This window comes from Bacillus sp. LNXM12-1 (genome assembly GCF_003004375.1).
In the GTDB taxonomy this organism is placed as follows: Bacteria; Bacillota; Bacilli; order Bacillales; family Bacillaceae; genus Bacillus.
In genome coordinates, this window is the sequence record NZ_PVWX01000005.1 from 250730 (window position 1) to 263043 (window position 12314).

Below are 12314 nucleotides of genomic sequence, written 5' to 3' on the forward strand. Positions count from 1 at the left end.
CCTCCTAATTTGAATGTTGGCAATTTTCAGGATTGGGCACCTGACTAGCAGGCGACCCATTTCTTATGCAAGACCTAGACGTTCGAAAATCATATCGACATTTTTCAAGTGATAGTTGTAATCGAAGCAGTCAGCGATTTGTTCAGGTGTTAAGCGTGATGTGATTTTTTCCTCCGCTTCTACTAATGAACGGAATGGCACTTGCTTTTCCCACGCTTCCATTGCCTTTGGCTGAACCGTATCATATGCCTCTTCACGTGCCATGCCTGTATCGATTAATGCAAGAAGAACGCGCTGTGAGTAAATCAAGCCAAGTGTGCGGTCCATGTTGCGTTTCATGTTCTCAGGGAAGACCGTCAAGTTCTTCACGATGTTTGAGAAACGGTTCAGCATATAGTTCAGTGCAATCGTTGCATCTGGTAAAATGATGCGCTCAGCAGAGGAATGAGAAATATCACGCTCATGCCAAAGCGGTACATTTTCATAAGCTGTCAGCATATATCCACGGATGACGCGGGCAATTCCCGTCATGTTTTCAGAGCCGATTGGGTTCCGTTTATGCGGCATTGCTGATGATCCTTTTTGTCCTTTTGCGAAGAACTCTTCTACTTCACGTGTTTCACTCTTTTGAAGTCCACGAATTTCAACAGCAAATTTCTCAATGCTTGTTGCGACGAGTGCAAGAGTAGCCATGTAATCTGCATGACGATCACGCTGCAAGGTTTGGGTGGAAATTGGTGCAGCTTTGATGCCAAGTTTCTCACATACATATTGCTCAACAAACGGGTCGATGTTCGCATATGTGCCAACAGCACCAGAAATTTTGCCGTATTCGATGCCAGCTTTTGCTTGTTTAAAACGTTCTAGGTTACGCTTCATTTCTTCGTACCACAGACCAAGCTTCAGGCCAAATGTTGTCGGTTCAGCGTGTACACCGTGTGTACGGCCCATCATGACGGTATATTTGTGCTCTTTTGCTTTTTCTTTTAGGATGTCAACAAATCTCTCAATGTCCTTGAGCAAGATATCGTTCGCCTGTTTTAATAGATATGAAAGCGCCGTATCCACTACGTCTGTAGATGTTAACCCGTAATGAACCCACTTTCTTTCTTCTCCTAGAGATTCAGATACAGCACGCGTAAAGGCAACCACGTCATGGCGCGTGTCTTGTTCAATCTCTAGAATACGATCAATATCAAAGCTTGCATTCTTACGCATAGTCACAACGTCTTCTTTCGGAATGACACCAAGCTCTGCCCAAGCTTCACAAGCGAGAATTTCTACTTCAAGCCATGCATTAAATTTGTTTTCCTCTGTCCAGATTGCTGACATTTCTGGTCGTGCGTAACGTTCGATCATTTCCCGTTTCCTCCATCTCTTTCAGTCCATATCTTTGTGATGTTTGTCATCCATTCATCATCAAGCTGTTTCATAAATGTCATGTGACCCATTTTGCGGCCGGCTTTTACTTCATGCTTTCCATATAGATAAAGTTTCGCTTCTTTGAGAAGCTCAGGATGCTCTTTTGGAATGTCTACTTCATCGCCTAATAAGTTCACCATCATGCCCTCTGATAAAAGGGCTGTACCGCCAAGCGGCAAACCGCATATCGCGCGAATATGTTGTTCAAACTGACTCGTCTCACATAAATCGAGCGTATAATGACCAGAATTATGCGGGCGAGGCGCCAGTTCATTGACGAGCAGCTCTCCCTCGTTTGTCAGGAACAGTTCTACAGCAAGTGTACCGACTAGCCCCAGCTTTTCAGCCAGTGTCGTTGCCAGCTCTTTTGCCTTCTCCTGAATGCGTTCCTCTACCCTTGCAGGCACAATGCTTTGGAACAAAATGTTGTGCTTATGAATGTTCTCAGCGACTGGGAATACCGCAATCTCCCCATGAATAGAACGAGTGACGATCACCGAGAGCTCCATTTGAAATGGGACCCAGCTTTCTAAAATACAAGTTCCATGTGTGAGCAATTCAGATGCTTCGTGAAGCTGTCCTTTTTCCTTGATCACATACTGCCCTTTTCCGTCGTAGCCGCCTCTGCACGTTTTCAGAACGGCTGGCAAACCAAGCACGGCCACTGCGTCTTCCAGCTCTTTTTCATCATGAATGATGCGATAAGGCGCGACTTCACAGCCTGCGTCTACAATCCCTTTTTTCTCCGTTTCACGATTTTGAGTTAAAAGAAGAAGTTCACTTCCTTGCGGTAAATTGGCTTCTTCCTTCAATTGATTAAGTGCATCATAATCAATATTTTCAAATTCATATGTCACGACATCGCTGATTTCTGCCAGCTGTCGAATCGCTTCGAGGTCACTATATGCACCTGTGATTTCTGTATCAGCAACCTGTCCACAAGGAGATTGTGCGACTGGATCTAACACAGCTGCCCGGTATCCCATTTGTTTTGCGCTGACGGCCATATATCTGCCAAGCTGTCCTCCGCCGATAATACCGATGGTTGCGTTTGGAAAAATGGTCTGCTTAGCCAAGCTGATCACTGCTTTCTAGTACAGTCTGTTTTGTTTGCTCTCTTCTTTCTTCAAGGCGAGCAGCGATTGTTTCATCAAATGCTGAAATCATTTGCGCGGCAAGAAGCCCTGCATTTGTTGCACCGGCTTTGCCAATCGCCACTGTAGCAACCGGTACACCGCCTGGCATTTGAACGATGGATAATAAGGAGTCCAGCCCATTTAGTGCTTTTGATTGTACGGGCACACCAATGACCGGCAGTGTCGTTTTTGCTGCGACCATCCCCGGTAAATGTGCTGCGCCTCCAGCACCGGCAATGATGACTTTTAGTCCTTTACCTCTTGCTTCTGTCGCATATTCAAACATCAAGTCAGGTGTCCGATGTGCGGATACCACCTGTTTTTCATACGGAATGTCTAATTCCTCTAAGATATCGCACGCATGTTTCATTGTTTCCCAATCAGATGTACTTCCCATGATGACACCTACAAGCGGCTTCATTTTGTCCCCACCTTTAAGCTGATATTCGATTTTGTATCGTTTGACACGCTTCCCAAACCTAAGCAGCTTGTCAAACGCCGAACAAAAAGGCCCGATTTGCATTGCATTGTTAGGAAGCAACACAAACCGGGCCATGGTAAGCGCTGTTCGCTTTTGAAACGCCATGTCAGTTTTGTTCACTATCCTGCATAGTCCAGTCATTTACGGTAACTGGGTAGAAACTTATGGGCCATATTCCCAAGATTATATGAGGTTCGTGTTTTGAATTCATGTTTATCTTAACAACGGATGTTCATGATGTCAACGGATTTATCGAACAATCTACGAAGTCGTCGTTTTAATGTTCGGATTTAGACTATTTTTCCTTCAAATACGATTTTTTTCCCAATCGGAATGATCTGAATCGACCCATTTTCCTTCTTTTCTTGAAAAATCGGCTCCTCCATTCGTCGGACAGGCGAGTAGCCTTCCGCTGCCATCTGGGACAACACTTGATCGATCGACATGTTGTCTTCCACATAGAATTTCTTCTTCTTTGGTTTTGCGGTCATTCTTTAATTCTCCTTTTCTTCACAGCCTTCACCCAGAAGCCGCCGTGAATCGATTTGGGCTCATACGAAATGATAAACGCCTTTGAATCCAGCGTTTTAATCGTTTCATATAATTGCAGTTCATATTTTCTCGGTGTTAAAATTTGCAATGCTGTCCGGTCTCCTTCAAGACCGCCTGCTACCCAGCTGGTGACACCATATCCTTTTTCTCTCAATTGTCTTGGGAGATCGACATCCAATTCTTTTGTGATCACGTTAACAGTTGTGTAGCCAAGTGCCAGCTTCTCTTCAATTTTCATCCCGACAATGATTCCCATCCCATAACCTAGCGCATACGCAATGACATTTTGTATTTGATCTAAGTTATCAAGTACGATACTTAACCCAATGACATAAATAAGCATTTCAATCGTACCAGCAAAAGCAGCTGCGTACCGTCTGCCTTTCATTGTTAAAATCAAACGCATAGTGGAAAAAGAAACATAGACAATATTAATCACTAAAATGATCAAAACCATGGTGAACGCATTGGATAAAAGTTGTTGAAGCACGATTCGAACCCCCTGCACTAAAAATCAAATAAAGCACCCCATATTCTACTAGAGAACATACCTTGATACAATCAAATTTGCGCGAGAAAAACACATATATCTTTCGACAACAAAGGTGGTCTTTGTTACCAAGAGTTTACCCGTTTTTTCCTCTTCTCAACATGAAAACCTCCTTTTTCAAAAAAGGAGGCTTTCAGTGTGTTTATCCAAATCGAACAGGAACAAGTGATGGAATCAAATACTCTCCGACAATGCCCCAGAGCAGCGCGATGATGACAAGCTCAACCAATAAAAAGACCCAGCCCGCATACATCAAATCTCCACGTTCGGCATCATGCTCCGATTGAATCGAGCGAAAGAGCACGACCGCAATCAACTGAAGGCCGACAAACATCATCACGGATAATATGACGGTCACATATGGAATATTCAGCATGGCAAATACAAGCCAAAGGATGGATAAAACCAAAACCGGCACAAGGGCGGCACCAAACTTCATGATCACTTCTTTCAGTGATATGTTTCCTTTTAGCATGTACTTTCCGAGTAACCAGACGGTAAGCATCATCAATGTCAACAGGATGAGTGTAAAGACCGCTACCCTCAAAAAGGCGTCACCAAAAGAGTAATGAATGCCAAAGCCTAATAAACGGGTCTTTGACGCCTTTAATTGAACATAGTTGCCTAAAGCAAAAAACACGCTGAATAACACAATCGAGATCCAGGCGTACTTCATCCGTAATGTTTCCGCTTGATTGATGGCCCGGCTCGGTGATTTTAACATCGCAAGTCCATATGAGCCATAGCGCTTAAACGCGCCTCCTACACCTTGCAGCATACGCTGAATGGCAGAACGCTCATCAGCCGCTGCTGCTTTTGCTTTCGAGGTTCTTCCACGTTTTGCGGCACTTCTGCTGAGGCGGGATTGCCTCGTTTCTTGATCTATTGATGGCTCTTCATTTTTTAAGTCTGATGTACTTTGCTCTTGATCTTTTTCTAACATTCATATCAACTCCTATCCAGCACAATCCAAACAGGCTCATACGAATGTCCTGTTCCGATGACTCCTATTAAAGTAGCGGAGTCTCTCTGTTCAGTCAAGATTCCTTGACGTTCATACGAATAGACGGATAAAGGGCAGCAGAGGTTTTAAAATGGTAAGAAAATTAGACAAAACAAAAAAACAGCAGCTTCCATGAGCTGCTGCTTCAGCGTGTAGACAAACCCTCGCATTCTTTGTCAGTCCTGCGCGCTGGTGCTCACGAATGTCAAATTCGCTCCGCGTCAGTGCTCGTCCTTCCTAGACTGCAAAGGTTTTCTATCACACTGAAAAAAGAAGACAAAGGGTTAAAATAAAGATCATTTTAACCCTTTGTCAACAATTAATGATTTAAGAAAGCAAAGTAGAGAATAAAGATCACAAACAATCCGTACATAATCGGATGTACTTCTTTGGCTTTCCCTTTAAAGATCATCGTAATCGGGTAGAAAATAAAGCCAACCGCAATCCCTGTTGCAATACTGTATGTGAGTGGCATCATAATCATCGTTAAGAAGGCTGGTACTGCAATTTCAAAACGGTCCCAGGCAATCTTCGCAAGCGGAGCCACCATCAGTGCACCGACAATGATTAAAGCAGGTGCTGTCACATTCGATGTAACGATGGATAATAGCGGCGAGAAGAACATCGCAAGCAAGAAGAAAATACCCGTTACGACAGCTGCAAATCCAGATCGCGCACCAGCAGCTACACCAGAGCTGGATTCAACATAAGACGTTGTCGTCGATGTTCCAAGGACAGAACCTACAACGATTGAAGATGAATCCGCCAGAAGTGCTCTTCCTGCACGCGGCAGCTCATTATTTTTCATTAAACCAGCTTGTGTTGCAACAGCCACAAGCGTTCCTGCTGTATCAAAGAACCCAACGAATAAGAACGTTAAAATCACGACAAGCATTTGAATCGAGAAGATTTCTGGCAAATGAATCAAGGCTTGTCCAAAGGTTGGAGATAAGCTTGGAATACTTCCCACAATTTGCGTCGGTACTGGTACAAGACCAACGATCATTCCTGCAATAGCTGTCACAAGCATCCCGATGAAGACACCTGCATTCACTCGAAGAACCATTAAAATGACGGTCACAACGATACCAAACACCGTTAATAAGACAGGACCACTGTGAATGTTTCCAATCGAAACGAGCGTATTATCATTATTGGCGATAATGCCAGATCCTTGCAGACCGACAAACGTAATGAACAAACCAATACCCGCACCAACCGCCAGCTTCAGCTCAGCCGGAATGGCATTGATGATTTTTTCACGGAAACCTGTTAAAGAAAGGGCAACAAAGATCAATCCTGAAACAAACACACCAGAAAGTGCTGCTTCCCATGTGATGCCCATGCCAAGAACAACCGAGAAGGCGAAGAAGGCATTCAAACCCATACCTGGTGCAATTGCAATCGGATACCTGGCAATCAACCCCATCAGAATACACCCTGCGGCAGAGGCTAACGCCGTCGCTGTAAAGACAGCGCCCTGATCAATTCGTAATTTATCTGGAAAATCCGGTACAGACACTAAAGCAAGTGTGATCGGATTGACAAACAAAATGTAAGCCATCGACAAAAATGTGGTTAAACCACCGATGATTTCTCTGCGGTAATTCGTTCCTAACTCATCAAACTGAAAAAACTGTTTCAAAGCCAACTGACTCCCTTCATGTCCTTTTGCTTTAGTCTGTCCCATTCACAAGTCAAATAAAAAACGCCCCAACAGTTTTGGGACGCTTGACTACAAGTGTGAATTCAGACCGTGACATAAAACAAGAACAATGCATGATTTATATCAAACGAGTGTGAATTGACGTAGTCAAGCCATTTACGGTAGCTTGGTAGAAACTTGCGGGCCATATCCCCGCGATTATACGACTTCTATCTATTTGATTTCTGTGTCTATTGTACCAATTTCATTTTTAAAACACAATACGAAAAGCGAACAATTTTCAAAGAAATGTCCGCTTCATTCGTCTTATTACACGAATTTGGAAAATCACATCTAGTTCTTTATACACCCTTCTCTAAATCCTTCTCTTTTACAAAAACCGTTTCGGCCACATGGAAAAACTCTTTCACTGCCGGAGAAGCTTGGGAAAGAGACGGACAGGCGAGCGCAACCTCACGATGATGAGACACATTCAGCTGACGAATGTGCACAAGCTGCTGCGTTTTCAAAAACAACTCAGGACCTATCGTGACACCAAGTCCTTCCCCGACCATACGGGCAATAGTCGTACAATCATGTACTTCAAATAAAGTAGCCGGCTTCAATTGAGCCTCAGAAAATATATCCTCTACATGTGATTGATACATGCCAGTCGGCATAATAAATGGTTCATCCGCCAAATCTGTTATGTCTACAATGGGCTGCTGGTGGAATCGATGATTTGGATGATAGGCGACCACCATCTCATCTTTGATCAGCGGCAACAAGTCAAAGGCTTCATCCGCATAGCCTTTCACAACAAATCCAACATCAATGATGCCAGAGTCCAGCCACTCCAATATTTCTTCATACGTCCCCTCATAAAATTTAAATTCGATTTTCGGATGCTTTTTCTGATAGCTCACAAGCAGCTTAGGCAATAAACAAGCTGATGCACTGGCAAATGTTCCGATACGAATCAAGCCCGTTTCGATATTTTTCGTTAACGCAATCTCCTGCTGGATCTTCTCCACCCTATTTAACACTTCTCTAATATGCGGGAGAAGCGTTTGACCGATATCTGTCAGCATGATGCCCTTTTTTCGATCACGAATGAATAAAGACACATCCCACTCCGTTTCTAAACTTGCCACCGCATGACTGACCGCGGACTGCGTCATATTTAATGCTTCAGCTGCTGCGGTAAAACTGCCAAGCTCCACTACTTTTGCGATAATATCAAAGCGAACAAAGCTCATGAGTATTCACTCATCTCCTTCATGAAAAACATCAATTTTACTTATGTTAGCACGGAATTTAAACTAAATACAACGTATCAAAATGAAGGAAGGGTTCAAAAATGAAAAACACATCTCATCAGCTATTGATTATTCTTTTAGCTGTCGGTTCATTTGTCACAGGCACTTCAGAATTCGTCGTGTCTGGCATTCTAGATATAATTGCAGTTGATTTACACATCTCCATTCCTGCTGCCGGGCAGCTTATCACCGTTTACTCTCTATTTTATGCAGTAGGCGCTCTCTTTTTAGTCATGGCAACATCGAAATTGAACCGAAAAAAGGTTCTGTTATCGGCTATTTTTGTGTTTATTTTAGGCAATGTGGTCGCCTTTTTTAGCCATCACTTTGTGCTGCTCCTGCTATCCCGGGTCATCATGGCCATGAGCGGCGGCTTATATATTGTCGTCGCCACGAATTATGCAGCACAGATCGCCCCTCCCGAAAAAAAGGGAAGTGCAATGGCGACTGTCATCACTGGATTCACTGTTTCACTCGTACTTGGTGTGCCGATTGGAACATTTCTATCAGGTCACGTGGATTGGCACTATATTTTTCTCATCATTGCACTAGGTACTGCTTGTCTCTTCTTGCTTCTTTATCAATTGCTGCCACGCATAGAGGGACATTCACATCTGCCATTAAAGCAGCAATTACACATTCTTCAAGACCGCAGAGTGATCAGCGGCTTAGCAACGACCGTCTTTTGGATCTTAGGCTACACGATGGTCTTTGCTTATATCTCTCCTTTATTGCGACAGACCGCCGGCTTTTCACTTGAAATGACAAGCATGGCCTTGCTCGTCTTAGGCATTTCTGCTTTTATCGGCTCACGCTTTGGCGGCTTCGCCGTTGATCAATGGGGACCAAACCGAACCATCTCGATCAGCATCATGATCCAGATGCTCGCTCTCTTCGCCTTATTTTTCACACAATTCTCTACAATTAGCGTCTTGATCACACTAGCCATATGGGGCATCGCAACATGGACGACAACGCCAGCAAAGCAGTTTTACCTCATCTCTCTAAAACCCCAAGCATCAGAAACCGTGCTGAGCTTTAATACAGCGATTATGAATATTGGCATGATGCTCGGATCGTCAATCGGCGGTGTGATGATTCAATATACAAATGTCACGAACTTAAGCTGGATTGGCGGTTTAGCCAGTTTTGTTGCATTCATGTTGATTCGGTACTCGTTCCATCGTAATCGGCTGGTCCAAAAGCAGACAAAAAGCGAACATGTATAACCATGTTCGCTCTTTTATTTATTGACTAGCTTTTGATGTTTCTTTTTTGACTGGAATGGTTACCTTTATCGCTTTCTGTGGCGCCAACATATTCAGTTCTGACAAATCAAGGTAAAGACCATATTCTTTAAAAGAAAAATGGTTTAATGATAAAGTCTCTAGATTCTTATCATCAAATTCAAAGGTTGATTGCATGGAAGCTGTCTTTACATTCGTCACCTTCGCATGGTTCCCCTTCAAGTAATATCCGCTTTCATAGTCTGCTTGTGGATCGGGCCATGATTTCATCTTTTCAACATCGCCTAATCCAATGAATTCACCTATATTCTCCATCAAATCCTGATCTAATTCTTTTTGATCTACTCCAGTAAATTGATAATCAACAATCACAGATCGGTCTTTTTGCTCTATCTTATTGATTTTGATTCCGATGCCATGGTGTTTTGTTTTGAACTGAACAGGCAGCTTTGTCTGAAGAGGAATAATGTGGCTGTATTCTCGTTCGTTTCTCACATCCGTGTAAAATGTCAATTCAGTCGCCTTTGGATTAATCGGTTGATTCAAAATCGTCAAATGATCTTTTCTAGTTTTGTCAGAAGTCAGTTGTTTTTTTCTTAAAACGGTTCCAATCTCAAGCTCATACTCATTCCCTAAATTATCCTTCATTCCATCTATACTGACTCTATCATCTTTGGCAAAACCATTATAATCAATGGCATATTGAATAGCAGAGCCTTTCACTCCATTTTCTACCTTTACATTCCTTATTTGATAACGCCCATCTAAAATAGACACGTCTTTTTGTCCCGATAATAAAGTGGTTTTTTGCTTGACCACAGGTAACTTGAAGCGCCAATTCCCTACAATATCCCCTATCTTCGAAATGACAAGTGGCACTTGCTGACCTTGTTTGATCGTTTGTCCATTTGTATAGACTTCCGTCTGTCCAACATAGCGGCCATCTTTTAATTTTTTCAATTCTGTTTTATCATAATTTAGTTGGAAGTTTCCATCGATTTTTTCTGCATTCACTCTGAACGATACAAATTCTTCTTTTGTATGGAAATTCTCCACCGTAAACGTATAAACAAGCCGCCCGGCATCATAGTATACACTGTTTACTTTCACAATCACCCCTCTTGATTCAGCCCCCTCATTAACATGCTTCACCATATCACTCTGAAAAAGAGACATTCCTACTTTATCGTGAAACATCATATAAAACTGCCCAATAATCGGGACACGTGCCATCGCTGTATTAAGAGAAGGAAAAAGGAAGCCTGATGAAAAATAAAGGACGATAAGTACGATGACAGAGTAGATTGGCGTTCTCCAATTCCATGTGAACCAACGTCTTTTCTTTTCCGCTTTCACATCTCCAATGGCTTGACGAATCGCTGAGGTTACTTCAACCATTGGTACTTCAATCTCATCATAGAGCTTTTTCATTTTTTTTCGTTCCATCGACATTCTCCTCCTTTTCCAACGTTTGCTTTAATAATTTTCTTGCTCGATACAAATGAGTTTTGACCGTCCCTTCAGGCATACCCATCTGTTCAGAAATCATCGAAATCGAATAATCTTGAAAATAAAATAGCTGAATCACGAGTTGGTATTGCTCGTCTAACACATCAAGTGCATGTTTTAAATCAAGCTTGTCTTCCAAAAAATCATGACGCTCAACGTTTTCATGCTGCTGTTCAAACGGAACAACATCTTGCTGCTTTTTCTTCATCGCAAAAATCGTATGAATCAAAATCCGAGTCAGCCAGCTAGAAAAATAAGCTGGTTCTTTCAAGCCAGATAGATGCTTAAACGCTTTAAATACCGTCTCCTGAACAGCATCTAACGAATCCTCTTTATTTCTTGTGTAGAGAAAAGCCGTTTTATATAAACGCTCCTGATTCATCAGCATTAATTTCTCAAATGCCGGGACATTCCCTTTTTGTGCTTTTTTAATTAGACGCACTTGCTTCATCTCACTCACACCTCCTACACCTGTTAGAGCAAGCTTTCTCTCAAACGGTTTCAACAAATGGAAATTTCTTTTACTTAGCATATGTCGGACAAAAATAGAAAAAGTGAATAACGGGCCGCAAAGAACATTTGATATAATGGAAGAAATATGTACAAAAGGAGTAAGTCGATTGTTTCTATTTGAAGAACCCACGTGTGCTAGCTGTCAGAAAAAGATAGAAGGAAACGAAGAAGTGTACGTCAAGCTGGTCTATCCAAAGAGATTAGGGATGACAGAGGTGAAGGCATGGCTGAGGAATGAAGGGGTTTTTTATTGTAAGGCATGTACAGAACAAAAGACATCTCATGGAGGATAACCAAATGAACAAAATCAACTTTCCACAAACATTTCCAACAATACATACTGAAAGACTAATCTTAAAACAAGCGACGATCGAAGACGCTGAGGATATGCACATCTACTTATCCAATGAAACCGTGTGCCGCTACATGGGAATTGATGCTCATGAAACGATTGAAGACACAAAAGGAGAAATCAAGTGGTATAACAACATCTTCAAAGAACAAACAGGCATCCGCTGGGGCATTTCTCTAAAAGACACCCCAGCCATCATCGGCAGCTGCGGCTTTCTCAATCTAGAAAAACAGCACTGCCGCACCGAAATTGGCTATGAATTGCATCACAATCATTGGAGAAAAGGCATTATGAAGGAAGCAATTGCTGCAGTGTTACGATATGGATTTCAGGAAATGAACCTGAACCGGATTGAAGCGATTATTGATCCAGCAAATACGTCCTCTGTTCAATTATTGGAGAAGGTTAATTTTGTACGAGAGGGTTTATTGAGGGAGTATGATCTTGGTCAGAATGGGTTTGATGATGTGTTTATGTATTCGATTTTGAAGAGGGATTTTGAAACAAAATAAAATTCATTAAGTCTTGCATATTCATTTGATCATACTATATAAAGTCATAACGGACCAAGGAAAAACAAATACT

General features: G+C 42.4%; 13 protein-coding genes and 2 riboswitches. Of the genes, 3 read left to right on the forward strand and 10 right to left on the reverse strand.

Translation table 11 applies throughout. From position 1 onward, the window contains the following. Nucleotides 1-63 precede the first annotated feature (63 nt). The 8 genes from purB to C6Y07_RS17660 all read right to left on the reverse strand — a co-directional run bounded on the left by purB (nt 64) and on the right by C6Y07_RS17660 (nt 8048). Nucleotides 64-1359, reverse strand: coding sequence for an adenylosuccinate lyase (purB, locus tag C6Y07_RS17620; protein ID WP_034664786.1), 1296 nt, complete (start codon nt 1357-1359; stop codon nt 64-66). Then, nucleotides 1356-2498, reverse strand: coding sequence for a 5-(carboxyamino)imidazole ribonucleotide synthase (gene purK / locus C6Y07_RS17625; protein ID WP_106048645.1), 1143 nt, complete (start codon nt 2496-2498; stop codon nt 1356-1358). Before purK ends, purB begins: the two co-directional genes overlap by 4 nt. After that, nucleotides 2491-2979, reverse strand: a complete 489-nt coding sequence (gene purE, locus C6Y07_RS17630; protein ID WP_044141605.1) for a 5-(carboxyamino)imidazole ribonucleotide mutase — start codon at nt 2977-2979, stop codon at nt 2491-2493. Before purE ends, purK begins: the two co-directional genes overlap by 8 nt. Nucleotides 2980-3148: 169 nt before the next feature. Next, a riboswitch (purine riboswitch) is annotated at nt 3149-3250 on the reverse strand. A gap of 79 nt (nt 3251-3329) precedes the next feature. Further along, nucleotides 3330-3530 carry an NETI motif-containing protein gene (locus C6Y07_RS17635; protein ID WP_060595676.1) on the reverse strand — a complete coding sequence of 67 codons (201 nt, stop codon included), beginning with the start codon at nt 3528-3530 and terminating at the stop codon, nt 3330-3332. Further along, the gene (locus tag C6Y07_RS17640) at nt 3527-4081 is read right to left on the reverse strand and encodes a DUF2179 domain-containing protein (RefSeq protein WP_024424505.1); all 555 of its coding nucleotides are present in this window, start codon (nt 4079-4081) and stop codon (nt 3527-3529) included. The genes C6Y07_RS17635 and C6Y07_RS17640 overlap by 4 nt, the downstream gene beginning before the upstream one ends. A 202-nt stretch (nt 4082-4283) precedes the next feature. Next, nucleotides 4284-5084, reverse strand: a complete 801-nt coding sequence (locus C6Y07_RS17645) for a hypothetical protein (protein ID WP_060595675.1) — start codon at nt 5082-5084, stop codon at nt 4284-4286. 379 nt (nt 5085-5463) lie between these two features. After that, nucleotides 5464-6789, reverse strand: coding sequence for an NCS2 family permease (locus C6Y07_RS17655; RefSeq protein ID WP_034664933.1), 1326 nt, complete (start codon nt 6787-6789; stop codon nt 5464-5466). Nucleotides 6790-6934: 145 nt separating this feature from the next. Continuing rightward, nucleotides 6935-7036: riboswitch (purine riboswitch) on the reverse strand. Between the two features lie 115 nt (nt 7037-7151). Beyond that, nucleotides 7152-8048 (reverse strand): LysR family transcriptional regulator, encoded by an 897-nt coding sequence (locus C6Y07_RS17660; RefSeq protein WP_106061741.1) that lies wholly within the window; start codon nt 8046-8048, stop codon nt 7152-7154. Between the two features lie 101 nt (nt 8049-8149). Here C6Y07_RS17660 and C6Y07_RS17665 point away from each other — a divergent pair, with 101 nt between their 5' ends. Continuing rightward, entirely contained in the window at nt 8150-9337 is a 1188-nt protein-coding gene (locus C6Y07_RS17665; protein ID WP_106157134.1) for an MFS transporter, read from the forward strand. 18 nt (nt 9338-9355) lie between these two features. On the opposite strand, the gene C6Y07_RS17670 is transcribed toward C6Y07_RS17665, so the two are convergent. Both C6Y07_RS17670 and C6Y07_RS17675 read right to left on the reverse strand, forming a co-directional pair. After that, on the reverse strand, nt 9356-10801 hold the full coding sequence (locus C6Y07_RS17670) for a DUF4179 domain-containing protein (protein WP_106157136.1): 1446 nt from the start codon (nt 10799-10801) through the stop codon (nt 9356-9358). Then, a complete protein-coding gene (locus C6Y07_RS17675; RefSeq protein WP_106061974.1) occupies nt 10770-11315 on the reverse strand; it encodes a sigma-70 family RNA polymerase sigma factor in 546 nt (181 codons plus the stop codon). Before C6Y07_RS17675 ends, C6Y07_RS17670 begins: the two co-directional genes overlap by 32 nt. Nucleotides 11316-11484: 169 nt before the next feature. On the opposite strand from C6Y07_RS17675, the gene C6Y07_RS17680 reads away from it, so the two are divergent. After that, nucleotides 11485-11670 (forward strand): Fe3+ hydroxamate ABC transporter substrate-binding protein, encoded by a 186-nt coding sequence (locus C6Y07_RS17680; protein WP_106157137.1) that lies wholly within the window; start codon nt 11485-11487, stop codon nt 11668-11670. Nucleotides 11671-11674: 4 nt separating this feature from the next. Next, on the forward strand, nt 11675-12241 hold the full coding sequence (locus C6Y07_RS17685; RefSeq protein ID WP_106157139.1) for a GNAT family N-acetyltransferase: 567 nt from the start codon (nt 11675-11677) through the stop codon (nt 12239-12241). Nucleotides 12242-12314 lie beyond the last annotated feature (73 nt).